We start from the raw sequence: 26,079 nt of genomic DNA, 5'->3' as shown, positions 1-26,079 counted from the left end.
CTCACACCTTCAATAACTCCGTTTTCAACGCCCTCTCTAAAGTGTATCCCTCCATACAATCTTGATATCGCAGCCTCTTTTGCAGCCTGCATAAATGACGTGAAACTTCTGGGTTTTAGTCCAAATAATTCCTCGGAATTATCGGTAAAAGTAAAATTGCCGCCAAACATATAATCAAGCACAGAAGCAGCAGCGGTTGATATTACGCTGTGCGCACTTGGATATTCCGGGAAAGGCGGAGTTTGCAGCACTGGTTGCCATTTTGGATCCATATACCTGTTAATATATGTTACCGGCCTTATTTGGTTGCTCCTGTATTTTTCATCCCAACTACTAATAAAAGCATCCATCAATGTTAGCGAAACAAAGGCCTGCAATTCTATATACTTATTAAAATTAAGATGTGCTTTTGTCGCGGCAATCTCTGTGATATTCATCCAATGACCGCCAGGTGTTATTTTTTTATATCCGATCATCATATGCCCTTCAGTAGTTACGGCAAAAGGGTTACAATCCCAAAATAACGCAATCGTTTCCTGTTCGTTAGATAGCGTTTTCGAAACATCATATACTTCTTTAGCTTGTCCGTAGAATGCTGTACCGCTGTCTTTACTAAATTCAATCGGGGGAACTGGTTTAAATTGCGTAGCTGAGTCAATTATCATGGGACGTATGAGTTTCCAGTTCGGTTCAATTGCCTGTATATAAGTAGGGGGGGTAGGGTACCATTTACCATCTCCTTTTAAAGGCGTATAGTGTAGCATGGTACTTAGCTTGTTATAAAAATCTCCTTTGGACCATTCAACAATCTGCGCCGCAACATTTTTTCCTACGGCAACAGATGCGTCAATCAATTTTTGAGGGACCTTGTTCTTTTTTAATTGCGCTATAAATTTATCCTCATTATCCTTTAACCGAAAACCAGAAGGCAGCAAAAGCCTGCCGCTCTCATAAATACAGTAGACTGCAGCAATTCGGTAATCATATTTGGCCGAAGTAATTTTCACCGGTACATAATTCTGAATAATGGAGGCAGGCGGAAATATTCCCGGATCATTTTGCGATACAATATCATAAGCGCCGGCCGTGCAATACGCATAATAACGTGCAGCAACCGGGGGGCTCACAACATCATGAACCATAACCATTGTTAATGAATAAACGGCAGGTTGAATCATTGATTCGTAGGACGGCCCGGTTTCTTTTGCATAAATACTTTTTGAAAGAACCAGGAGGACTATGAGTATTTTTTTCATCTTTAAATTTTTGAAATTCATCATTGCATCAATGTTTTTTTTCAATCCAGTGGCACTATAACATTACCGTTTGACATACTAACTGTTAAGCATACTTGTAAATGATATCCGTACAAACATTTGGGCTATGTAAATTTAATTCAATTTATAAAATTGGATTGGGCCGTCTGCAACGCCAACCATTAGCAACTTTGAATTATTCTCTTCAATAATATCAGCGGACTTTACGTCTCCTTTTACAGAAAGGCCGGATCGCGTTTGATTGACATACGTGAAATTTCCATTTCCATCTCCGGTAAGTAAACATCCTAAGTTAGCATCAATGCTTCCAATCTTTAATCGGTTATCGGAGTGATTGCCAAGCAATAGTAAATCCATTTTACCGTCGTGATTAAAATCATCGGCAAGAATTTTTGTAACCACTGAAAATTGTGCTTCAATCGGTAAGATCACCTTTTCAAACTTTCCATTCCTGTTGAGATAACAAACCGTGTTAGATTCGGTGGCAGTAAGCTTTGAAGCCTTTGCCAATTCATCTTTAGAAAAAATATCTTTCATAGTGGCATTTGCATAGTCCTTGTAAGATGTGAATTTCTTCCTCATACCATATATCTGGTCATTTAATTCATCCCTGCTTACAAACGGATAGCTTTTGCCTTCTACATAACAATTAAGAAAAGGGTCAATAGATCCGTTACCATCGAAATCCGCATAATACAATTCTGCCGGTTCTTTTTCCGAAAAATGTATCTGCATATTATTGCCAACATTACCTGCTATGATATCTGGTTTGCCATCTCCATTTACATCTGCAATTGTAAGTGTAAACCACATGCCGTTATCGGGAGTATCAAAATATTTTTTGGTTTCATCTACAAATCCATTTACTGTATTAATAAAGATACTTACCGGCATAAACTCCCCGCAAAGTATAAGGTCTTTTCTTCCATCGTTATTAATATCACACCATTGAGCATCACTAACCATTCCTATATGGGAGAATGGGGCAGCAGTAATGGTGAACTTGCCTTTACCATCGTTGGTAAGTAAATAACTAGTTGGAGTAACCGGGTATTGACCCGGTATAATTCTGCCGCCAACGAAAACATCTATGTCTCCATCGCCATCATAGTCACAGGGACGCACACACGATTTGCTGCTGGCCGAAACATCGGGCAAAGATTCGGCTGACAGTTTTAGGTTGCCTTTGCCATCATTTAAATAAAGCTCGTCCTGTAACGCAGGTGTGTTAGGTTCAAATAACGAATAGCCTCCTTTTGCAACATAAAGATCATTAAAGCCGTCTCCATTTGCATCAAAGAAAGCGGCGGCGCTTGTGGCTGAAAGACTCTCATCGCCAATATTTAATCCATCTATTATTTTATAACTGCCGTCTTTTTGTTGTAAGTATATTTTGCCCGGCTTGTTTTTATCTCCGCTGATGAACAGATCCTCAAGTCCGTCTTTATTTTCATCGCCTTTGGCAATTACGGGGCCGGTTTTAGAATACATGAATAACATGAGAGGCTGGCGTTTGAAATCATTTTCGCCAAAAGATTGATTTGTATAATCAATAATATTTTGCGTCTTGCTGAAAAGAGCTTTAATATTATTGCTCTTTTCAGGTGTAGCATTTTCCGTGGAAGCACTGTTGTATTCTGCATGCAGCATTTGGTTTCCCGGTATATTCTTAATGATTTCAGAGGTATGATTGGGCCAGATTATTATTAATGAATCAACTGTTTTATAATCGCCCAAACCAAAATGTGCGGTTGTTGAAACACAGGAAAGATAACCATGATTTGGATTTACCTCCAGGTACTGTTTATTGTTTCCATTGTATAAATACACCTTAGCGCCAATGGCATTGATGTTTGGATTTTTATACTTGAGCTTGACAGCTAAATAATTGCCATGCTGTTGCTCCATATCCATATTTTTATAAACGGCTGCATTGCTATTGATGCGGTTTACTACAAGGTCCAGGTCGCCATCGTTATCCAGGTCGGCATAAACTGCGCCACTCGAAATCCCCGGTACATTCATGCCCCATTTATCTTTCATATTCGTAAACGTAAGGTCATGGTTATTCCTGAAAATGTAATTATCCAGGGTAGTAGAAGGCATTGCTTTTATGAGGTCCATCAACTTAAATGGTTCCCTGTTTATTGCTTTCTGCAATTTATAATCGCCCCAATAAGTAAGGAAATCTTTGTTGGTATAGTCACGCAGGTAGCCGTTAGTAATAAACAGGTCTTTATATCCGTCATTGTCAAAATCTGCAAACATAGGACACCAACTCCAATCAGTATTGGAAACACCAGTAGCCTGGGCAACCTCACTAAATGTACCGTCGCCATTATTTAACTGAAGCATGTTGTGCATGTATTGTTTTTGCAAATTCTGGTTGATCATTAGTTGAAATGACTCATAATTTTCCTGCAGTTGTAATAATTTTTGCCTGCGGTTATCTTCCGGAAGCATATCAAGATTCATGATATCCGGTAAACCATCATTGTTATAATCAGCGATATCAACGCCCATTGAAAATTGGGGAAGATGACTGAGACACTTTTCGGATTCATCCTTAAAAGTGCCGTCATGATTATTAATATAGAAATAGTCGGGTTCATTATAATCATTTGTTACATAAACATCTTCCCAACCATCATTATTAACATCAGCTACGGCTATGCCAAGTCCAAATGTTAAAGGGTTTTGATGTAAACCTGCTTGTGCCGAAACATCAGTAAAATGTCCGCCATCGTTTCTATATAACTTATCGCCCGATAAAGAATCTATCTCAGTTCTGTATTTTTCGAGCTCCAGGTTACTAATCTTTTTTACACTGTGGTTCAAGAGAAACATGTCAAGGTCACCGTCGTTATCATAATCAAAAAAAGCAGCCTGGGTGCTATAGCTTTTATCATCAAGACCATACTGTTTTGCTTCTTCTTTAAATGTTAAGTTCCCCTGGTTAATAAATAATTGATTGCGCCTCATATCATCACTCACTTTTCCAGAATAACAAACATAGATGTCCAATAGTCCATCGCCATTCACGTCTGCCATAGTAACGCCGGTTTTCCAACCACCGGGGCGACCTTCAAGGCCGGCTCCTGCCTCTTTTGTGATATCCTTAAACTTCATTCCCCCCAGGTTTAGAAAGAGTTTATTAGGCTTCATGTTAGCTGTAAAAAAAAGATCTTCCAGTCCATCATTATTTATATCTCCGACCGCTACACCGCCCCCGTTGTAAAAATATTCATACGCCAGTACATTAAGATCTTCGGTTTCATTTATGTCGTTGGTGAATTTTATGTTTGTTTCTTTCGGAGACAAAAGTTTAAACATAGGTGATTGCGAAAATACAGAAGTGCTCAAACAACAAACAGAAACAAACAAAAAAGTACAACCATTAAAAAAAGATAAACCCTTCATTTGTGTAATTTATTATCGATGATATGGGCAAAAAAAACCCAATTTCCAATGTCAGACTGAGAGAAAGCAAGATAAGAAGATCATGGTAAATCCTTAAGTGGTTTATGACAACTTTCTCTATATACAAATTTAATTTATAATATTGGCACAACGCTCTGTTTTTTGCAACGCTTTGGTCATAAAAAAGACAAGGCCAACGTGGCCTTGCCTTTATCTTTAATACCTAAAACTGGGCCTCTTTAATTATTTGTCCCAATACATTTTTGAAGTATATTGATCGCCACCGCTTAAATTGCTCACAGCAGCACTGTAATTGGCTCCGTTATTGGAAGGTTCAGATGATGGATATATAAATCTTCTTGGAATAGTACCATTACTAAAATTACCAGTATAGTTAACAGGAGTCAATACAGGATAACCTGATCTTCTCCAGTTATTCCATGCTTCTATAAAGTTGAACAGGGTACCTGTTGTTATCCAAAATTGTGTATTGATCTGCTTCAAGGAAGCATCCATAGATGAAACATCCAATGCATTAGCAGGAGCAGCTGCATAAGCATCAGCAGTAGCTGCGTCAATTGCTCCAACAGCATTAAATGTACCGTAAGATTGCAAAGCAGCAGACAATCCATTTTTATAGTGTGTGGCAGCATCTACTCCAACACTCCAACCTCTTGCAGCAGCCTCAGCAAGAAGGAGCTGTGTCTCTGCATAAGTCAGGATAAACTCAGGGCAGCTGCGGCTCAAATATAGAGCTGTAGTGGGTCTTGAATATTTTCCAATAATATTAAAATCATTACCTGTCCCTGTGCCACCGGGATAACCGGGCGCATGCGAAATATCTGTTGCCCCACCATTTTGATCATAACCATTTGGCATACCTTGCTGTATCGAAGGAGTTGAAATACCCGCCAGCCCTTTATTGGCAGCATTTGCCTTCCCATCCAGTGGCACTTCAGCGATCAGAGGTAGTCTCGGATCATTAGCAGCTTTCAGATCATCAATTAAGATTTTACCCCACCGTACCTGTGTATAATCTTCAGCAACTCCGAGAGCACTCGCATTTCCATTAGTAAACCCGTGAGCATCATCCAATACTATAAAGGCGTTGTCATCATTGCTCGCAAATGTTCCCCCTGCATAAGCCTTCTCGGCATAGGTTTTTGCAGTTGCGGCATCAGCCTTTGTTAAGCGCATAGCCATCCGCAGCATCAATGAATAGCCAAATTTTTTCCATTTGGTTATATCACCTGCATAAATGACGTCATTTGTTGGTTTTGCTTTGCCCGCATCAAGTGTTGGTATCACAGAATCCAGCTTGGCCAGCATTGAACTGTAAATATCCTGCTGTTTGTCGTAAACAGGAGTCGTTATGCCCGCAATTTTAGCCTGTAGCGCCTGGGAGAAAGGAACATCTCCATAAACATCAGTAGCCAACTCTATATGCAATAGTTCACAGATTAAAGCAATTCCGCTGAGGTTGCTCAGATCGGGGTTGTCTTTGGTAAGGTTAATAATTTCATATGCCCTGCCTGCATTACTAAACGTATTGTTCCAGGGGCTGGCGAGATATGAATTATAACTTCCCCCATTTACGTATTTATCGCCGTTGCTATAATAGCCGGGATACTCGGGGTTGGCAAAGATTTGTACCCACATGCTTTGATATAGGATAGCCCCGCCATATCCGGCGATTGCACCGGTATATCCTGTTTCAACAGTCGGAAGTAAAAGATTTGCATTAAACTGTGCTGCCGAAGCCCGGGTCGGGTCCGTATTTATCGAATCGAATTTCTTTGTACAGTCCGAAAAAAACAAGGTGGCTGCTACAGCAAATAATATATGTATTCTCTTCATGATACTAGTTTTTAAATTTAATGTTAGCATTGATACCAAAAGTTCTTGTGGTCGGTAAGCTGGTACCTTCTATACCGGCATAATTCACACCTGCAGAGAACTCAGCTTCCGGATCAATGTTATCCGATTTCTTCATAATTATTAAAAGGTTTCGTGCAACCAACGAAAGTTGAATGGAGCGAATTACAGGAACTTTTGAAAAAGCCTTTTCAGGGATTGTATATCCTAATGTAACCTGCCGAAGCTTTATAAAATCACCTTTTAATACATCAGTCTTAGAGATAGCTGCGAGACGTTGATAATATGCCTGTGCGCTTACATTTGTAGTAACCGGTGCTCCGGTTCCGTCCACGCCAGTAACTGATATACCCGTTTCCCGACCCGCTAAGGTTGATTTATCCAGTCCACGATAAACTGCGTAGAATTTAGTAGCAGAAAGAATTTTATTTCCGTAATTATAATCAATTAAGAAAGACAGGTTGAAATCTTTATAAGTGAAATCATTCTTTACACCGCCATAAAAAGTGGGCAAAACGCTTCCTTGCGGAGTGCGGGCACCTGCAGCAAGAGGTAAGCCACTTGCATCAACCACTATGTTTCCTTTACCATCATATTGGTAATCATTCGCCATTATTTGAGGGCCAGGTAATCCTTTCACATAAGCGATATTAGCATTCAATGGCCGATAAGTTCCCAGACCAAGGGTATTACCATTTAAATCAGTTTGTAAAATTTTGTTACTTACTGACGTTGCATTCACACTAATATCCCATTCGAAATTGTGTGTAACAACTGGTTTTCCGGTAACTAATATTTCTAAGCCTTTATTCTGAACCGATCCGTTAGCTACTACATAACTTGAGTAGCCTGTTGCCCAGCTAAGGCTTCCATTCATAATTTCATTCTTTGTCTTTCGGTTATAATATGCGATATCAAATCCTAAGCGACCTTGCAGGAATTTTAGTTCGGTTCCAATTTCAAATTCTGAAACAGTAAAAGGCTTCAGGAACAAATTGGGTAAGGTACCACTAAAGCTTCCTGTAGGTGTTCCATTTATAGCGTTTCCTACACTATAATAAGTGGCAGTTTGGTAAGGGTTACCTGGTTCACCACTTGTTTGGGCATATGACAATCTCAATTTACCGAAATCAAGTTTTGGAATATTAACCAATTGTGAAAATACTAAACCGGCAGCAACCGATGGCGTAAAAATGTCACGCTTGTTTTTTGGAATGCTCGAATAATAAAGTGTGGAATATGCATCATATCTACCGGTAGTACTCAATGTAAGGAAATCCTTGTAGCTCAAATCTACAGAGTAATATCCCGAATGAACTTCACTTTTGTGGTAACCATAGCTCCTTCCATAATTCACTACATTTCCGGGTGTGTATAAATTTGGAATAACAAAAGGCCCACCGCTTACTCCCACGGTTTCATCCTGATTTTTCCGGATATTCCCACCTATAGTTGCGTCGAGACCAATATCTGTTGTTAGTTTATGGGTAGCATGAATAAGACCTTCAAGGTTCAATTCGGAAATTGCAGTTGTTGATATATTAATGTCCCCTGACTGACCCAACGCATTAATCTCGTAGTTCGTACCACTTGGAGTAACGCCTTCGTGTCGATCATTAATTCTGTCATATCCCAACCGGGCCATTGCATATAACCATGGTGTGAAATTGTACTTGGGCGATATGGAAGCTATCAATCGCTTGCGATCCTGGTTATTCACCCATTTATTTACAACAAACCATGGATTGGTAACATAGTTATCATCGCTGAACACAATTTCATTTCCATTAGCATCATATCCCGGTTTTAAGATATCCTCGTTTATGTTAGGTGCCAGAAAGAATCCATTATTTGGATTTCCCGGTCCGTCACTCAGGAAAGATTTGTTTTTGTCGTTCTGATCCAAATAATTCGCATTAATTGTGAAGGATAGTTTATCAATCACTTTTTGTGCCATGTTAAAGTCGACTGTTCTTCTTGTTAGACCAGAATTGCGAACAATTGATTTATTATCGAGATTGGATAGAGATAAACGATAGGTGCCATTATCGCCGCCGCCACTCACTGAAACAGTATTAGTAAATGTTGGCGCAGTACGATAGAAATTCTCAATATTATCTTTATAAGGAGAATATGGGTATTGCTTACCATCAAATTGCGTCAACGGTGAACCATCCATCTTTGCGCCCCACGCAAATCTTGCCGTGTTTTGCGCTTCATTAATCGTTCCTGGTTTTACGCCATTTTGGCCTTGTCCGTAAACATATTGAAAGTCAGTAAGATTTATTGGTTTATCTACAACATAGTTACCATTATACTGAACAAGCGGTGCGCCCTTTTGACCAGTCTTAGTGGTTATTAGGATAACACCATTTGAAGCTCTGGCACCATACAATGCAGAAGCAGCCTGCCCTTTAAGAACGGTCATTGATGCAATATCATCCGGGTTTAAGTTTTGAATGCCATCGCCATTGTCGGAACCGCCCCATTCTCCTGCACTGCCCCGGTTAGCGTTATTTATAGGAACGCCATTAACAACAAATAAGGGAGACCCCGCCGAATTAATACTGGGTAATCCTCTTAGCAGTATACGTGCCGTAGCGCCCGGTCCGCCAGCGGTACCATGAACATTTAAACCAGCTACCTGTCCGGAAAGTGACAGTGCGACATTTGTTTCACGGGCTTTATTGAACTGGTCTCCGTTAACGGTTGTTACGGCATAACCGAGTTTTCGTGATTCTTTAGTGATGCCAAGTGCTGTTACCACAACAGATTCAAGCTCCTTGGCTGCATCCTTTAGAGTCACACTAATGGAAGTCTGACCATCAATAGAGACTTCCTGCTGTTGGTAGCCAACGCCACTAATAACCAGCACGCCTGTATTGGTGGCTTTAATAGAAAAAGAACCGTCTGCCCTGGTGACAGTTCCTCTCCGGGTACCTTTTAGAATGACGTTCATTCCTTCGATACCTTTTCCTGCGCTATTTGTTACCGTTCCGGAAACGGTTTTGTCCTGCGCTGAAGCAAATAAAATAGCCGCAAGAAATGCAAAAACAAGGGATAATTTTTTCATTAGTACAATCCAGTTTTGGGTGAAGAAATAGTTAATATAAAATTTTTACCAATTTTTTATCAAATTAAAATATTTTTACAATGTGGCCCGTAATTAATAAAAAAATTGCTAATTTATTCCTAATGATAGAATATTTTTTACTATATATACCCAAAACTACATGAAATACTCAGTATTTAAACATCTTAATGGTGAAGAATTATCCGGAACCGCCTTTAAATTAAACCGACAAAGAAAAAATATAATATCCAAATTAAGTACCCTTAAAGACGCAACAATACCGGAATTATCAGATCACTTAAATATAAGTATTCCGAAGGTGAATTATTTATTAATGGGCCTGGTGGAAGAGGGCCTTGTAATAGAAGGCGGGCAAACTTCCGAAGGGGTAGGCCGCAAGGCAACAACTTATAAGCTAAACCAGGGTAGTTGTTATTTTTTAGGAGTCGAGATAAAGAAATACAAAATTAATATCGGCTTAATGGGATTTGATAAAACCATTATTGAATCCACATATGGTATTCCCTTCCCTTTCACCGAACCACATGAATCTTTGGACGCCATTATCAAAGAGATTAACACATTCCTGAACAAATCAAGTATATCGAAAGATAAAATTATTGGGATGGGGCTTAGTATGGCAGGGAGGGTAAATGTTAAGAAGGGAGAAATACTTACGATCTATCATTTTGAAGATTCTCCTGTAAAAGCTAAATTAGAAGAGACCATCCAACTTCCCGTATACCTGGACAACGACAGCCGCACCATAGCTTACGGCGAATATTATTTTGGCAAAAAAATGAATGTGGGAAATGTGATCGTCGTAAATCTCGATTATGGCATTGGAACCGGTATATTCATTGATGGGAAGCCGCTTTATGGCGCCTCAGGTTATGCAGGTGAAATTGGCCATATCCCTCTTTTTAACAATGAAAAGATTTGTCTTTGTGGAAAAAAAGGCTGCTTGCAAACCGAATCGTCCGGATTTGCCCTTATTGATTTAATAATAAATAAAATGAAGGAAGGCAGCAATAGCCGGCTAAGTGTTGTCCTAAGTAAAAAAGGGTTTCTTGAACTGGAAGATATTATTAAAGCTGTTCAATTGGGTGATAACCTGGCGATAGAAGCAGTTACGATAATTGGACACAAACTGGGTAAAGGTCTTTCTGTCGCTATTAATATGTTTAATCCAAATGTAATAGTAATAGGTGGCACACTTTCGGCCCTGGGAGATTCGCTGCTTTTGCCAGTAATTCAATCTTCCATCTTTCAACATTCATTAAGTCTTGTGAATACCGATACCCAAATTATGGTTTCAAAACTAAATGACAAGGCCGGCTTACTCGGTTGTTGCCTGCTGGTAAGGGACAAAACATTAGGGCTTATATAAAATTCATGGAGACAACTTCTTAAAATAGCAATTATGAAAGCTTTGCAAACAGAGATATCTTCTCTTTTACATACTTATATTGGCGTAGTTGAAAGAAGCGAGCCGTATTTTAAATCGCCTTTTCATTACCACCCCGAACTGGAACTTGTGCATATAAAGCAAGGTCACGGCAAACGGATAATTGGCGACAAACTGGACACTTTTTCAGATGGGGATATGGTATTCATAGGTTCTAATTTACCACACGTTTGGCTCAACGATGAACGATATCACAAGGGCTTCGAATCGCTTGAAGCAAAGGCCCTGGTGGTGTACTTTAATAAAGAATTGTTCTCAAAAAGCTTTTACGAGTTAAAAGAAAGCAAGCAAATCAATAATCTTTTTAACCGTGCATCGCGGGGAATAAAAATTAACGGCGAGACAAAGGACAAGATCGCCGGCAAAATGGAAAAACTTGCAAGAAAGAAAGACCTCGAAAAAATAATTTGCCTGCTGGATTTAATTAACACCATCGCCACCTCAAAAGATATCGAATATATTACCAATGAAGGGTATACCGGTACAACATTAAGTGCAAAAACTGATCGTCTCTCCGAGGTATACAAATACATTACTACCAATTATTACAACGATATTTCCCTTGATGAGATATCAAAGATTGCCAATATTTCCGCCAACTCCTTTTGCAGGCTTTTTAAGCAGCGCACCAACCGGCATTTTATCGAATACCTTAATGAAGTAAGAATTTCCAATGCCTGTAAGTATCTGCAGGAAACCAACCTCAATGTCTCGGAGATAGCTTTTCAGTGTGGCTATAAAACATTGTCGAACTTTAATAAGATATTTAAGAAGACCACTTGCCTTTCGCCTAATGAATACCGGCAAAAAACAGCGATGATGCTGGCCTAACTGATACATGTAGACGAATTCTGTCTTTTAATTCGCCGGGATAGTACCGCCTGGAGCTTTTTCTTATCCCACTTGACTTCAGGCCATCAAAAGAGTGCCTTAGTGCAACAATATAAAATAAATTGACCAAAAAATTTCACACTTATCTTATCTCAAAATACATTTGTACGGCTTATTGATCCGCTTGTCACATCGTAATTCAACAATCGCCTTCAAATCATTATTTTTGCCGAATGTGGGGAAAATTAAAACTAATAATTTGTTTTTGCTTATTGGGAATAACAGCCTTTTCACAGGAAAAGTGGAGCCTATTAAAATGCGTGAACTACGCATTAGATAGCAACATATCAATCAGGCAAAACGAGATCCAGGCTGAACTTGCCGGAATAACCACGAAGCAAAGTAAACTTTCCAAATTACCAAATGCCAATTTCAGTAATAATGAAGGTTACCGGTTTGGGAAATCACAAAATCCGTCCACAGGAATTTTAGAAAATCAAAATTTTTTCCAAATAGGCCTGCAGCTTCAAACTAACGTTGAGATTTTTAACTGGTTCTCTAAGAAGAATACTGTTTTGGCTAATGAATGGTCGGAAATGGCAGCAAAAGCTGCAACTGACAAGCTTAAAAACGATATTGCATTAACAGTAGCCAATTCCTACCTACAGGTATTGCTTGCTAGGCAGCAGGAGGAAATTGCGGATGTGCAGGTGAAGCAATCCATTTCACAATTAGATATCGTCAGGAAACAGGTAAACGCCGGAGCCTTGCCGGAATTAAATGCTGTTGAGCTGGAGGCGCAACTCGCAAATGATAGTGCTAATTTAATTTCAGCGAAGGGAAATGTTACGCAGGCAAAATATGTTCTAAAAGCATACATGAATCTTGATGCCGCTTCGCCATTCGAAATTGAGGAACCGCCGGCCGATAAAATCCCGGTTGAGCCAATTGCCGATTTGCAACCTGAAAACGTCTATGCTTTAGCGTTAGCCAATCTCCCCCAGCAAAAATTTAATGATTACAATTTGAAAGCTGCCCAAAAAAATTCCCTGGCTGCTAAAGCTGCTCTATATCCAACCATTTCAGCATATGGCGGCTTAAGTACCAATTACGGGTATTTTCGTTCGCCTACTTACGCCCAGGTTTTTAACGGTTATTCACCAAGCGGCCTGGTTGTTAGTGATGGTAACGGTGGTTTTATCGATGTACAAAAGCCATTATATACCAGCGGTGGTAAGAATGGTTATATCACGTCTGATCCGTTAGGCACACAATTCAGCAATAACTTCGGACAATCTATCGGTGTTAGTCTTTCTGTCCCCATCTTTAACGGCTGGCAATCAAAGGCAAATTACGAAAGGACCCGGCTGAATATTAAAACCCTGCAATATCAAATACAATTAGATAATAAAACCTTAAAGCAGGACATTTACCAGGCTTATAATGCTGCCATTGTTGCACTAGAGAAATTTAATTCGTCACAAACGCAGGTGGACGCGGCCCAAAAGAGTTATGACTTTGCTACTAAAAGATATAACATAGGTATGTTGAGCACGCTGGAACTTATAACCGACCAGAATAATTTGTTTCGTGCGAAGTTGCAATATGTTTCTAACCAGTTCGATTATGTTTTTAAAATGAAGGTGCTTGAATTTTATAAAGGCCAGGGTATAAAGATGTAGCCTCCTAAATCCCGAATTTAGGGACTTTTGAAGCTCTTTGCTGTTGAATTTTAATCATGAATTGCGAAGATTAATGCTGAAAAGAAAAAAATATTTCAAACAATTAAAAAACTACAAAACCCTTCCACCGGAGGGACTTGGGGAGGCTTTTATATATGAATAAGACCTTGAAATGGATCATTATTTCTCTTGTGATAATAATCGCTCTTTTGGTTATACTTAAGAAAGCAGGTTTATTGGGAAAAGACCAGGGGACAAAAGTGACCGCTGAAAAAGTTATGAGACGTACCATTGTCGAAACCGTAAATGCGAGCGGGAAAATATATCCTGAAATTGAAGTTAAAATGAGCCCTGATATTTCCGGAGAAATTGTGGAATTGAATGTTGCCGAGGGCGATAGCGTTAAGAAAGGGCAGGTGCTTGCCAGGATATACGGAGATATTTATGCAACTCAAAGAGACCAGGCAGCAGCCATTGTGAATCAGCAGCAGGCGCAGCTTGCCAATTCAGAAGCTTCCATTGGCGCCTTACAGGCACAGCTCGACCAGGCAAAGAAAACTTACGATATGCAAAAGCAGTTATATGATGGAAAAGTTATTTCTGCAAATGAATTTAATACGGCCGATGCTGCTTATAAATCAGCACTTGCGAATGTTAACGCAGCAAAACAAGCTATTAACGCAAGCCATGCCGGCGTTGAAAGTGCGAAAGCCGGATTAGCGAAAGCGAATAAAGACATAAGCCTGGCTACTTTAGTTTCTCCTATGGACGGCATTGTGGATTTGCTCAATGTAAAAAAAGGTGAACGGGTAGTTGGTAGTTCTATGATGGCTGGCACGGAAATGATGCGTATAGCAGATATGAGTAAAATTGAAATCAGGGTGGATGTGGGCGAAAATGATATACCAAAAGTTCATTTGGGCGACACTGCTTCCATTGAAGTAGATGCCTATAACGACAGGAAGTTTACCGGGATTGTCACACAAATTGCAAGCAGCAATAACGGCGCTGCATCTCAGACAGATAATTCAGTTTCTACCAGCACCGACGTTACTAATTATAAAGTATACATCAGAATATCGCCCGACTCCTATAAGGATTTAATTAATAATTCCAGAAGAAAGAGTTTCCCCTTCAGGCCGGGAATGAGCGCAAGCGCTGACATTCAAACCAAAACTAAAACGAATGTTTTGTCCATTCCTATTAACGCCGTTACCACCAGAGAAAAGAATGATTCTACCGGTAACGTGCAAACGAAAACGTCGGCAAACACAAATGACAACCAGGTAAGTGTAGCAAATGCCAATGCATCAAATAACGATCTTGACGAAGTAGTCTTCATCGTTCAACCGGATGGTACTGTTAAAAAGCAAATTGTAAAAACCGGGATTCAGGATATCAATAATATAGAAGTGACTGCCGGTTTGAAAGAAGGAGATGAAGTTGTTACCGGTCCTTATGACGTAGTTTCAAAAACACTAAAAGACAAGGATAAGGTAAAAGTGGTTCCAAAAAGCGAATTGTTTGATAAGAAAAAATAATGTTATGGGGTACAATGGTAAGCATTTATTTATTTAATTAAATAATTCCTCAGCCTTTGCAATACTCTCAGGTTTACCTACATCAATAAATTTTGTGTTGCTGTGGTCAAAAGCAGTAATGGCATAAGTTTTAGCAAGATCGAGGTACACTTCCACCATAGAAAATTTCCCTTCCTGTTTAATTAACGAAAATATTTTTGGTGATATAACATGGATACCGCTAAAAGCTTTTGAATAAAATTTATTCGCTTCCCGGCTCATTTTTTGCTCACCGGTTTTTTCATTCTTCCATCCGCACAGGTTAGGCATTTCATCAAATAAAAAGTACCGCGATGTATGCCGGGTGGTTACCGCAAGAGTAGCAAGAGGATGAAGATGGTTATGGTCACGAATCATCGCTTTTAAATCCAAATCAGTTAATACGTCTACATTTAATACAACAAAAGGTTCATCACCATCCTTAAAAAACCAACCTGCTTTTTTTAATCCGCCACCGGTTTCCAGAACCATGTCACTCTCATCAGATATTGTTATGTTACTTCCGAAGCCTTTGTTTTTTGCAAGTATTTCTTGTATTTGATCTGCAAAATGATGCACATTTATAATTACATCCTTGATACCAAACCCGGCCAGGTATTCAATATTTCTTTGCAACAATGTTTTACCGTTAATTTCAACCAGCGCCTTAGGATGCGCATCGGTAAAAAGTTTCAGGCGTGAGCCAAGGCCTGCCGCGAATATCATTGCTTTCATGCTAACAATTTTTAAAATCCTTTCTGTTCATGAATATCCTGCTCAATATGGCGTAAATCTATTTTTACCTTAAACTTATTTCGCAAATGACGGGTGAGCGCATCTGCTGCGTATACGCTTCGGTGTTGGCCACCGGTACATCCAAAGTTTATCATTAAAGATGAGAAGCCTCTTTTGATGTAATCCTCCACAGCAATATCCGCCAGGTTATAGACGCTGTTTAAAAAATCAGGCATTTGGGTTTGTTGTTCCAGGAAATCTATAACCGGTTTATCTCTGCCGGTTTGTTGTTTAAATTCTTCAATTCTTCCGGGATTTAAAACGCCCCTGCAATCGAAAACAAAGCCGCCGCCGTTATCACTTACGTCTTTCGGATAGCCTGTTTTTAAATATGAAAAGCTATTAATCTTCACTATTAGTGGAGTTGAATCAGTTGCCTGTACCGGCCTGAATTTATTGATGACATCTTCACGAACGATCAGTTGTAAAACTCTCTCAAACTCAGGCAAAGCGATTCCGGTTTCTTTGTTTTCTAAAAACCATTTTAAATTTGTTAGCGCCAGCGGGATGCTTATTAAGAAATGCGCCTTTCTTTCAAACAGGCCTCTAAATCCATAGGCGCCCAATACCTGCAAAAGTCTTATAAGAACATACCCATTATATTGACTTACAAATCGTACGCGATCTAACGGGCTTTTTAATATTTCATCAGCACAATCCATATAATATTCCAACAGCAGATTTTTCCATTCATCGGGTAGATTGGCCTTCGCCTGCCAGAGCAATGATGCAACATCATACTGCAATGCTCCTTTCATGCCTCCCTGGTAATCTATAAAATGAACTTCATCATCCTTAATAAATATGTTCCTGCTCTGGAAATCGCGGAACATGAAGTGTTTATTTTTTACATGATCAAGGTATGTGCTCAGCGCTTCAAAATCATCAATAAGTTTCTCTTTGTCGTATGCTATTTTGAGTGGGTCTAAAAAATAATATTTGAAATATAGAAGGTCACTGAGTATTGCCTGTTTTCCAAACTCCTTTGAAGTGATGCAATAGTCATAATCTATTTTTTCGTCACCTTTAATCTGCAACAAAGAAAGTGCTTTCAGGCTCTTTTTAAAAAGATCGAAGATGTAATCATTCAATCCATTTTTCTCCAGCTCATTTAATAAAGAAGTGGTTCCAAAATCTTCCTGAATATACATCTCTTGTTGAGCATGAACCTTATATATCTCAGGCAAAGGCGCACTTGTCATTTTTAATTGCGAAGTAAAATTCAAGAAAGCAATATTCTCTTTTATGTTTTCATTAAAAGTGGCGATGTAAGATTTACCTTTTGTCGCGATGCGAAAGTAAATTCTATCACCTCCCGATTTAGGAAGTTTTTCAAAATAGGTTATCTCATCTTGTATAAATGTTTCAAAAAAGGCCTTAATATTTTCTGCAATCTGTTCCATATTTTCGTTGGGTGGTGGTAAAAATAGAATATTTATCGGATGGTGAAAAAATCGATATGATTGTAACCCATAACCCACTTATAATCCAAAAATATCCTTGGCTATTTTGTACGTATTACAATGTGCTTGCACAATGTCTCTTATGTCGGGCGAATACCCGCCCCCCATCGCAACGGCAACAGGAATGCCGCGTTTCTTACAATTTGTAAAAACGATTTCATCCCGTTTATGACAATCGGCTATGCTAAGTTTTAATTTACCAAACTTATCCGTTGAGAGCACATCAACACCTGCAACAAAGCAAATGAAATCAGGCTTGATTTTTTCAATCAGCTCCGGCAAAGTCTTTTCAAGAATACGCAGGTAATCGTTGCCGTTAGTATCATCGGGCAGGCCAATATCAAAATCACTTTTTTCTTTATGAAAAGGATAGTTATATTCGCCATGTATACTAAAAGTAAACACCCGATCTTCATTTTGAAAAATTGAAGCCGTTCCATTACCCTGGTGCACATCCAAATCAACAATCAATATTTTTCCTGCAAGGTTATTATCCAATAAATAATTGCTTGCGATGGCAAAGTCATTCAACAAACAAAATCCTTCTCCGTGATCGGCGAACGCATGGTGTGTGCCGCCCGCAACATTTAATGAAACGCCATATTGTAAGGCGTTCAAAGCGCAATCAATCGTTCCCTTTGATATTCTTATTTCTCTTTCAACCAACACAGCGCTTTGCGGGAAACCAATTGCACGCATCTCTTTTGGCGTTAGTTCGCCCACTTTCATACGATGCCAATAATCTGTAGTATGCGTTCTTAAAATAATATCTTCCTCGAGTGGCTTCGGTGAAAAAATATTTGCTTCTGTTATTACGCCTTCATGCAACAATTGTCCGGGAATTAACTCATACTTCAGCATTGGGAAGCGGTGATCTTCAGGTAGAGGGTGTGCGTAGATAGGATCGTAAGCGATGATGAGCATCAAAATTTTTTTTCAATAAATACAAGAATACACAAGAATTTTCTTAACACGCTTCAAGCTGAAAAGTTTTTGAGTGCCAGTAATTATTTGCCAATGGTGTTATATTTATAACAGCAGTGCCGCTTGATAAATAAATAGATACCGATGACTTTCCATGAAAGCATTAACTTCATTACAACCAATTATAACGATGTGCCATGAAAAAATTATTCTTTTTAATGTGCCTTCTTGCACAAAACAATTTGTTTGCACAGCCTGGGTCAATTAAGTATGATGTTGATTCTGCGAGTGTAGAACACACGGGTGTACCAAAAGGAGAAGTGATCAAATTTACTTACAATCAATCGAAAATATTTCCAGGTACGTGGCGGGAATGCTGGGTATATGTACCTGCACAATATAAACCCGGTCAGCCTGCATGTGTTTGCGTGAACCAGGATGGCGTTCAATGGAAAGCGCCTACTGTGTTTGATAACCTCATTTATAAAAATGAAATGCCGGTAACCATTGGCGTATTTGTCACACCTGGAAAAGTGCTGGCCGATAGTGGCGCTAATGCCTTGGATCGTTATAACCGCAGCTTCGAGTACGATGGATTAGGAGATGCTTATGCTCGTTTTATTCTTACAGAAATATTACCCGAAGTTGAAAAATTAAAAACAAAAGATGGGCGCAGTGTTCGTTTATCAACAAATGGCAATGACCGTGCTATCGGCGGATCCAGCAGTGGTGCCGTATGTGCCTTTACCGCAGCATGGGAACATCCCGAAGCATTCTCAAGAGTCTTTAGTGCCATCGGAACTTATGTGGGGCTGCGCGGTGCTGATCGTTATCCGACGCTTATACGCAAATATGAACCAAAACCTATCCGCATTTTTTTACAAGATGGCAGTAACGATCTGAACATTTATGGAGGTGACTGGTGGATGGAAAATCAGACTATGGAACGTGCATTGACTTTTGCAGGTTATGAAGTAAATCATGTTTGGGGTGAAGATGGTCATAATGGAAACCAGGGTACTTCTATTTTTCCGGCCGCTATGCGATGGTTGTGGAAAGACTGGCCAAAGCCCGTTACAAAAGGAGATTCAAAAAATCAATTCTTAAACGAGTTGCTTATTCCAGGTGAAGATTGGGAACTTGTTGGCGAAGGCTACCAGTTTACTGAAGGGACAGCAGTAAATGCAAAAGGAGAAGTTTTTTACCAGGATATTCCCACATCTAAAACTTACAAAGTGGATGTAAATGGAAAATTAACTGTACTGACCACGGATGCTAAGAAAGCAAGCGGCACGTGTTTTGGCCCCGATGGTAAACGATACACTGTCGCAGGGAAAACAAACCAGATTTTGAGTTATGATGCCAGTGAAAAGGAAACGGTAATCGCAGACAGCATCTCCGGTAACGATCTTGTTGTTGCGAATAACGGCAACATCTATGTGACATCGCCGGACGGAACAATAAAGCCAAGCAAGTTATATCTCATTCGTCCAACTGGTGAAAAGCTGGTAGTAGATGAAGGATTGAAATTCGCCAATGGTGTTACTTTATCTCCGGATCAAACGCAGTTGTATGTAACAGAATCAGCTTCACATTGGGTATGGGTTTATAAAATAAAAGCAGATGGAACGTTAGCATACAAACAACATTATGGATGGCTTCATGAGCCGGACACAGAAGAAAATGCCTGGAGCGACGGACTTAGATGTGATACTGCTGGCCGCGTTTATGTGACATCAAGGCTCGGCATCCAAATAATGGACCAGATAGGTCGTGTGAATGCGATATTGCCATTGCCACCTTCGAAATTCAATCCTTCTAACGTTTGTTTCGGCGGTCGCGATTTTAATATACTGTATGTGTCATACGGTGATAAAGTATATCGCCGAAAATTAAAAACAAAAGGTGCTAATACTTTTGATAAACCGATTAAGCCAGTTGTACCGAGATTGTAAGTTGAATATTTGTGAATCAAAGCACCAACATCACGAAGTGATAAAAATGGGTGTGATCAAAACTGCGTTTATCCGTTGTAGTGATCAATTATGAAAAATAAAAAGCCTTTGCATTTGCTGCAAAGGCTTTCAAAGAAAATATATTTTCCTAAAACTTTCTTTCCACCTTGTTATCAATTGGCGGAACGGTTCTTAAATAAGCGTAGATAGCGCTTAACTCTTCATCAGTCAGGCCTACGTAAGGCTGCATCGGATTGCGTAATGATGGCGGTCCGGTTGGCACTGTGCCCGATTTTACGGCGTTAATGAATTGTGCTTCCGTCCAGTTTCCAATACCGGTGTTTTTATCTGGTGATATGTTCAGGCTGTAGATTTCATGCCCATCCACATCGTACATCTGGTTGCCTCCTCCAAAAAAACCGGACGATTTCTCCGGCTCATTATAATCATTTTTTGCGAAGGATTTTGAATGACAGCTATAGCACTCCATTTGGTATAGCGCAATGTATCTTCCCCACGCAACCTTATTCGTTGTGTCCGGGCCGGGAATAACGTGTGAGGGGAATTTAAACGGTTTTGCAGCGCCAATGGTTACTAAAAATTTTGCAAGAAATCCCGGCTTTGACGCGGGCATGTGCTCGGGATTTGCCTTTAGCCATGGGTCATCGGATCGCAGAAAGGAGATAATAGAATACAAATCTTCGTCTGAAATGTGTATGAGCTTTGGCATATACGGTGGCACATATTGACCGTCCGGCTTTATGCCTGTTCTTATAAAAGTTATCAAATCTCCATCGCTCCAATTACCAATGCCAATAGTAGGATCGTGCGTAATGTTGGCACTGTAAATTTCTCCGAACTGTGGCGCTTCCGTCAATTTCCGCCCGGTGAATTCATCCGTTTTCGGATTGTAGTGACAACTACGGCAAAGCATAGACGCAAGTTTTCGTCCTTGCACAACTCTCGCGGGTGTCGACTCCACTTTAATATCAACCTTATGCACAGCATATTTTGGAATAGATCTTTGCGAAATATAAAGAGCCATTCCCCCTGTTGCCGCGATCACGATTAGAATGATAATTAGTAGAACTTTAAAAAACTTTCTCATAGCAAAATGTTTTTGATGTCGATTTCATAAAAATATTCGAAAAAAATCACAATAGAAAAACGAATTGAAAGTCACCATTCAAAATTTACAAAGTCATTTAATAAACATGATGTTTCTCATCAAGCCTTTTCTCCAACACATCTTTAGACACATTGATTTGCGCACCTATCGGTTTGCCGTCGCGATAAGTAATCGCATTCAAATACGTGGCGCCAACAGGAAACTGAATTGGCTTTCCATCAAACTTTGGCGAGAACTGATCGGGATTGGTGCCGTCAAATGTATAGTAGATATCCAAACCCTTTACTTCGGAGGTGAGTGTTACACCAAAGTCGCTGTTCTTAATACGGGCCGGCTCGAAAATTACATTGTACATGCTCGTGGCATACTTAACATTTGCTGCGTCTAAACGGGGAAATTGTTTTTCCAGTCTCGTTATAAAATCAGTCCAGTTTTTATTAGCCTTTGAGCTCCAATAAACTTCAGACAATGCGATCGCTCTTGGCCACGTCATGTATTCTGCGTGCCTGAAAGTGGGCACAGATTCTGTCCATAAATTTCCCTGTCCACCCAAAATATAGTTTTCGTCTACGCTGTCCGGCACGGGTTCATAATTGTATGAATCTGAAAGTCGGCACAAACCATAAGTTGGAGGTTCACCCGCAGGTTCGCCCTGGTACAAATCAAGATAACAATAGTCCCACGGCGTCATTACTACTTTATGACCCATCTTTGCTGCAGCAATGCCACCACTCATTCCACGCCAGCTCATAACAGTTGCATTAGGCGCTAATCCACCTTCTAAAATTTCATCCCAGCCAATTAATTTTTTTCCTTTGGATTCTATAATCTTCTCCACTCTTTTTACAAAATAACTTTGCAATTCATCTACGTTTTTTAAATGTTCATCAGCCATACGTTTTTGACATTTCGGGCATTCATCCCAAAAACCTTTATACGCTTCGTCTCCACCAATGTGTATGTACGGATTGGGAAAGAGCGCTGCTATTTCTGTAAATATTTTATCAAGCATAGTAAAGGTTGAATCATTACCGATACATAATACATTATCGTTTCTTTCATAGCCTTTGCCACCAGCATTAACGGAATAAGGCAATTGCGTACAGCTCAAATTTGGATAAGAAGAAATGAGCGCAAGGCTATGCGCAGGCACATCAATTTCAGGAAGAATAGTGATGAAACGATCTTGTGCATATTTAATAATTTCCTTCATGTCGTCCTGCGTATAATAGCCACCGTCAGTTGCGGGCTCACCGGCAAATGCAGCCATAAAAGTGCCCCAGCGGCCGGTGCGCTTAACACGCCAGGCTCCAACTTTCGTAAGTTCCGGAAGGCTTTTTATTTCAATACGCCAGCCCTGGTCATCAGCGAGGTGCAGGTGTAAAGTGTTGTATTTATAGCAGGCCATCTGGTCGATGTATTGTTCCACTTCCTGCTTTGTAAAAAAGTGTCGGCTCACATCCAGCATTAAACCACGCCATGCGAAACGTGGCACATCTTTTATATCAACACAAGGCATTGCCCATTTTACATTTTGCACTTCCGTTACACCTTCGATGGAAGGAGGCAATAATTGCAAAACCGTTTGCAATCCATAAAAAAGCCCGGCTGGTTTGTTAGCCGTTATAGTTACCATCGAAGGCGTAACTTTTAGCGTGTACCCTTCATCGTGAAGTGAGGCATCAGCTTGTTTGTTTAATATTAAGCTGATCGCATTTTTAGAAGATCTTTTTGTTGAAAGGTGATAGCCTGTTGAAGTAGCAATCTTGTTAATAAACCATTGAATGCTTTCTGTAACATCAGCGTCAGAAGAGGTTGTGGTTATAGCAGTTGACTTAGTTAGAACAAACTGCCCATCGTGCACCTGCATGGCCAATGGCTTTGGAATGATGGCGATTGAATCTCCTGCTTTTGCATGCGAGGCGGTTAGAGAAAGAAGCGCAATAAGGCAAACTAACAGAAATGAGCGGCTGACAAAAGGTTTGTTTTTGCGGATAATTTTTTTCATTCAAATGGTTTTTTGGAGTAAGGGACTAAGGTAAAACATCGCGATAACTTTCAAGAAATTTTACACGCCATTAAATAAATTCTAGATTATATTTCTCTAAAAGGATTTCGTTTTTCTGTTCGTATAAAAGTTCATTCATGTCATTTATCGGTTTTTGCCAAAGCGCTTGTAGAACTTGTTTCATTTCTGTCAAATCATTTCTCATTTGTGTAGATTCTTCAATAAAGCCGTCTGGAATTTTATCAACTCCTTCTACTGCTTTTATGACAACAATCCATTTACTATAATCTTTAATCTTATCTTTTTTAGGGATATACCAATTAGTACCATCGCTCGGTCTAGCTAAAATGTAATAATGAACAATTTTGTTTCTATAATCTCTAATTCCGTTTGAAAATGTCTTATAATTTTTCCATGATTTATCTTTTCCAAAATAATCATCAAGAATATATTCTCTATCTCGTATATCAATTGATTTATGCCTTCCAAACTTTAAATAGTGCTCGTAAGTTGCTGAATATTTATCATCATACCATTTACTCATATTATCTAAAAATTCTTCCTTCGTTAAGTTATAACCAAGATTAACTGTTTCACCTAAACATTTCATTTTTATAAAGTAAACTGTCCTCAAAAATTCTTCAACTAAATCACAAACAGAGCCAAGCTTTGTATAAAAATTTTCAAAAGTTAAATCAGCTTGAGCTTCAATTAGACGCCAAAATATCGTGTAGTGAAAAGAACCTATGTCAAGTAAGTCTTCAGAAATTCCATCCCTATTATTAGTATCTAATCTATTTCCTAAAAGTCGATTTGTAGTTGGAACGATGAATTTTTTCCAATATAATTCTGAATTTGGAAAATCCTTTTGCAAGTAATGATTATACTCAATTTCTGTTGAAGCACCACTGTTATTATACGTTGTATTGTTTACGAAACTAACTAGCTTTTCAAATTCAATTTTCATACTTTAAAATAATCAATATTTATATGTTATTCAGTGTCTAAATGCTAATAGAATTCCTATCGCTCACTGGCTTCGGGATAGAAGCGGAAAGCCCGCAGCGTTAGCGAGGACCTGCAGCGAATAGCCGGAACTGCAGCTGACGCATGTTCATCAGCTGACAGCCCAAACTTTAATCCCCTTCCACCTCATCTCTCTTACCAGCCTTCTTTGTTCTATTCGTTTCCGCACCACACATCTTTACAATCTTTGGTGTGAACTTTCCAACAACCTCAACCAATGCTTTCTGCGATTGCATTACGAGCTCAATATCCTTGTACGCAAAAGGCGCTTCATCTAAACCGCCGCCGAGCAATTTTACATTGTGTTTGGCGAGTTCTTCTTTCAATGCATTGTGCGTAATGTTTGCCGTGGCTTGTGTACGGCTCATCTTACGTCCTGCACCATGCGATGCAGAGTTAATGCTGGCTTTTTCGCCTTTACCTTTTACAATAAAGCCGGGCGCCGTCATGCTGCCGGGAATAATACCCAGCACATCTTTACCGGCAGGCGTGGCACCTTTGCGATGTACGATTACTTCTTTGCCGTTATGCATTTCTTTCCATGCAAAGTTGTGATGATTCTCTACCATTTTCAATGGCTTGCGACCTAATTGCTTTGAAATCTTTTCATGTATCACATGATGACAGGCACTTGCATAATCACCTGCCAAATTCATAGCAAGCCAATATTCAATGCCTTCTTCTTCATCCAGGGTAAACCACGCAAGATGTTTTGCTTCCTGCGGCAAACGGCGTTTGCTTATTGCCAAACGTGTGTAATGATTGGCGATGTTTGCGCCCAATGCACGCGAACCGCTATGCGTTACAAAGCCAACATATTTTCCTGCAGGCACGTTCAACACGGCATCTGTTTCGTCAATTTCAATAATGCCAAACTCTGCAAAGTGATTACCGCTTCCTGATGAACCCAACTGTTTCCATGCACGTGTATGCAGGCTCTTCAGCAAAGGCAATTCAAAAAATAATTTATTGTCCATCACTTCATGATTTGGTGATTGCTGAAACTGTGCACCGCTGCCAAACAAAGTAGCTTCACCTAATTCACGCACAAAGAATGCTTCGCGTTGCGTAAGGTCTTTGATGTCGATATCAAAAATGCTTAAGCACATTCGGCAACCAATGTCAACACCCACACCGTAAGGTATTACCGCGTTCTCTGTTGCCAGCACGCCACCAATCGGTAAACCATACCCATGATGCGCATCGGGCATCAATGCACCTGCAACTGCAACCGGTAATTTTGCTGCTGCATACATTTGATGCATGGCACCTTCTTCAATTTGTTCGCGACCAAATATGTTGAAGTGAATACCTGTATTGTTCAATGAAATTTCAGGAGCTTCTTTATCTTCTTTCGGTAAAAGTCTTTCTGCGATTGATTGCAATACTTCATCGCTTGCATAATCTTTCGGTGACTGCAATACTGCTTTCAATATTTCAAATGCCTCATCTTTTGTGTGATGTTTAAAATGTTTTTCCATCACGTTCATCGCCACGGGAATCACCGGGCTTTCGGGATAACCGAGCGTACGGAGTTCTTTAGCGGTGATTTTTAATTTGTTCATGTTGTATTTTTTGTTGTGTTCCGCGCATA

Annotated in this window: 16 protein-coding genes; 5 read left to right on the top strand and 11 right to left on the bottom strand. The window is 39.7% G+C overall.

Translation table 11 applies throughout. The annotated features are described in order from the left end of the window. The 4 genes from ACO1O5_RS03605 to ACO1O5_RS03590 all read right to left on the bottom strand — a co-directional run. Positions 1-1,256, bottom strand: a 1,256-nt coding sequence (locus ACO1O5_RS03605; RefSeq protein WP_486268470.1) for a vanadium-dependent haloperoxidase, incomplete at its 3' end; no start/stop codon positions are given. A 135-nt stretch (positions 1,257-1,391) separates the two neighbouring features. Then, a complete protein-coding gene (locus ACO1O5_RS03600) occupies positions 1,392-4,697 on the bottom strand; it encodes a VCBS repeat-containing protein (RefSeq protein ID WP_486268469.1) in 3,306 nt (1,101 codons plus the stop codon). A gap of 243 nt (positions 4,698-4,940) precedes the next feature. Next, positions 4,941-6,554 carry a SusD/RagB family nutrient-binding outer membrane lipoprotein gene (locus ACO1O5_RS03595; protein ID WP_486268468.1) on the bottom strand — a complete coding sequence of 538 codons (1,614 nt, stop codon included), beginning with the start codon at positions 6,552-6,554 and terminating at the stop codon, positions 4,941-4,943. A gap of 4 nt (positions 6,555-6,558) precedes the next feature. Next, positions 6,559-9,645 (bottom strand): SusC/RagA family TonB-linked outer membrane protein, encoded by a 3,087-nt coding sequence (locus ACO1O5_RS03590; RefSeq protein ID WP_486268467.1) that lies wholly within the window; start codon positions 9,643-9,645, stop codon positions 6,559-6,561. A 160-nt stretch (positions 9,646-9,805) separates the two neighbouring features. Here ACO1O5_RS03590 and ACO1O5_RS03585 point away from each other — a divergent pair, with 160 nt between their 5' ends. The 4 genes from ACO1O5_RS03585 (at position 9,806) to ACO1O5_RS03570 (ending at position 15,167) form a co-directional block, all read left to right on the top strand. Further along, on the top strand, positions 9,806-11,035 hold the full coding sequence (locus ACO1O5_RS03585; protein WP_486268466.1) for an ROK family transcriptional regulator: 1,230 nt from the start codon (positions 9,806-9,808) through the stop codon (positions 11,033-11,035). 33 nt (positions 11,036-11,068) lie between these two features. Then, positions 11,069-11,944: an AraC family transcriptional regulator gene (locus ACO1O5_RS03580; RefSeq protein WP_486268465.1), complete on the top strand. Its 876-nt coding sequence runs from the start codon at positions 11,069-11,071 to the stop codon at positions 11,942-11,944. Between the two features lie 320 nt (positions 11,945-12,264). Beyond that, positions 12,265-13,626, top strand: a complete 1,362-nt coding sequence (locus tag ACO1O5_RS03575) for a TolC family protein (protein ID WP_486268464.1) — start codon at positions 12,265-12,267, stop codon at positions 13,624-13,626. 155 nt (positions 13,627-13,781) lie between these two features. Beyond that, complete coding sequence (locus ACO1O5_RS03570; RefSeq protein ID WP_486268463.1) at positions 13,782-15,167, top strand: efflux RND transporter periplasmic adaptor subunit; 1,386 nt, start codon at positions 13,782-13,784, stop codon at positions 15,165-15,167. Positions 15,168-15,200: 33 nt separating this feature from the next. Here the strand turns inward: ACO1O5_RS03570 and ACO1O5_RS03565 are convergent, their stop codons facing one another. The 3 genes from ACO1O5_RS03565 to ACO1O5_RS03555 all read right to left on the bottom strand — a co-directional run bounded on the left by ACO1O5_RS03565 (position 15,201) and on the right by ACO1O5_RS03555 (position 18,367). Next, positions 15,201-15,920: a nucleotidyltransferase family protein gene (locus ACO1O5_RS03565; RefSeq protein ID WP_486268462.1), complete on the bottom strand. Its 720-nt coding sequence runs from the start codon at positions 15,918-15,920 to the stop codon at positions 15,201-15,203. Between the two features lie 11 nt (positions 15,921-15,931). Continuing rightward, positions 15,932-17,383: a RapZ C-terminal domain-containing protein gene (locus ACO1O5_RS03560; RefSeq protein WP_486268461.1), complete on the bottom strand. Its 1,452-nt coding sequence runs from the start codon at positions 17,381-17,383 to the stop codon at positions 15,932-15,934. A gap of 78 nt (positions 17,384-17,461) precedes the next feature. Next, the gene (locus ACO1O5_RS03555; RefSeq protein ID WP_486268460.1) at positions 17,462-18,367 is read right to left on the bottom strand and encodes a histone deacetylase family protein; all 906 of its coding nucleotides are present in this window, start codon (positions 18,365-18,367) and stop codon (positions 17,462-17,464) included. A 197-nt stretch (positions 18,368-18,564) separates the two neighbouring features. On the opposite strand from ACO1O5_RS03555, the gene ACO1O5_RS03550 reads away from it, so the two are divergent. Continuing rightward, entirely contained in the window at positions 18,565-20,322 is a 1,758-nt protein-coding gene (locus ACO1O5_RS03550) for an SMP-30/gluconolactonase/LRE family protein (protein ID WP_486268459.1), read from the top strand. 148 nt (positions 20,323-20,470) lie between these two features. On the opposite strand, the gene ACO1O5_RS03545 is transcribed toward ACO1O5_RS03550, so the two are convergent. From ACO1O5_RS03545 to ACO1O5_RS03530, 4 genes are all read right to left on the bottom strand, one after another. Further along, the gene (locus tag ACO1O5_RS03545; RefSeq protein ID WP_486268458.1) at positions 20,471-21,430 is read right to left on the bottom strand and encodes a c-type cytochrome; all 960 of its coding nucleotides are present in this window, start codon (positions 21,428-21,430) and stop codon (positions 20,471-20,473) included. 97 nt (positions 21,431-21,527) lie between these two features. Continuing rightward, positions 21,528-23,459, bottom strand: a complete 1,932-nt coding sequence (locus ACO1O5_RS03540) for a beta-N-acetylhexosaminidase (RefSeq protein ID WP_486268457.1) — start codon at positions 23,457-23,459, stop codon at positions 21,528-21,530. 70 nt (positions 23,460-23,529) lie between these two features. Next, positions 23,530-24,426, bottom strand: a complete 897-nt coding sequence (locus tag ACO1O5_RS03535) for a hypothetical protein (RefSeq protein ID WP_486268456.1) — start codon at positions 24,424-24,426, stop codon at positions 23,530-23,532. A gap of 169 nt (positions 24,427-24,595) precedes the next feature. Then, positions 24,596-26,050, bottom strand: a complete 1,455-nt coding sequence (locus tag ACO1O5_RS03530) for an RtcB family protein (RefSeq protein ID WP_486268455.1) — start codon at positions 26,048-26,050, stop codon at positions 24,596-24,598. Between the last annotated feature and the right edge of the window lie 29 nt (positions 26,051-26,079).

The organism is Ginsengibacter sp., from assembly GCF_057362405.1.
The sequence above is the reverse complement of the archived record's forward strand: the minus strand, read 5'-3'. Positions and strand labels throughout refer to the sequence as shown.

Excerpts from the sequence above, each read along its gene's own strand:
- ACO1O5_RS03600 (WP_486268469.1), bottom strand. The coding sequence starts at position 4,697 with ATGAAGGGTTTATCTTTTTTTAATGGTTGTACTTTTTTGTTTGTTTCT.
- ACO1O5_RS03595 (WP_486268468.1), bottom strand. The coding sequence starts at position 6,554 with ATGAAGAGAATACATATATTATTTGCTGTAGCAGCCACCTTGTTTTTT.
- ACO1O5_RS03590 (WP_486268467.1), bottom strand. The coding sequence starts at position 9,645 with ATGAAAAAATTATCCCTTGTTTTTGCATTTCTTGCGGCTATTTTATTT.
- ACO1O5_RS03585 (WP_486268466.1), top strand. The coding sequence starts at position 9,806 with ATGAAATACTCAGTATTTAAACATCTTAATGGTGAAGAATTATCCGGA.
- ACO1O5_RS03580 (WP_486268465.1), top strand. The coding sequence starts at position 11,069 with ATGAAAGCTTTGCAAACAGAGATATCTTCTCTTTTACATACTTATATT.
- ACO1O5_RS03570 (WP_486268463.1), top strand. The coding sequence starts at position 13,782 with ATGAATAAGACCTTGAAATGGATCATTATTTCTCTTGTGATAATAATC.
- ACO1O5_RS03565 (WP_486268462.1), bottom strand. The coding sequence starts at position 15,920 with ATGAAAGCAATGATATTCGCGGCAGGCCTTGGCTCACGCCTGAAACTT.
- ACO1O5_RS03560 (WP_486268461.1), bottom strand. The coding sequence starts at position 17,383 with ATGGAACAGATTGCAGAAAATATTAAGGCCTTTTTTGAAACATTTATA.
- ACO1O5_RS03555 (WP_486268460.1), bottom strand. The coding sequence starts at position 18,367 with ATGCTCATCATCGCTTACGATCCTATCTACGCACACCCTCTACCTGAA.
- ACO1O5_RS03550 (WP_486268459.1), top strand. The coding sequence starts at position 18,565 with ATGAAAAAATTATTCTTTTTAATGTGCCTTCTTGCACAAAACAATTTG.
- ACO1O5_RS03545 (WP_486268458.1), bottom strand. The coding sequence starts at position 21,430 with ATGAGAAAGTTTTTTAAAGTTCTACTAATTATCATTCTAATCGTGATC.
- ACO1O5_RS03540 (WP_486268457.1), bottom strand. The coding sequence starts at position 23,459 with ATGAAAAAAATTATCCGCAAAAACAAACCTTTTGTCAGCCGCTCATTT.
- ACO1O5_RS03535 (WP_486268456.1), bottom strand. The coding sequence starts at position 24,426 with ATGAAAATTGAATTTGAAAAGCTAGTTAGTTTCGTAAACAATACAACG.
- ACO1O5_RS03530 (WP_486268455.1), bottom strand. The coding sequence starts at position 26,050 with ATGAACAAATTAAAAATCACCGCTAAAGAACTCCGTACGCTCGGTTAT.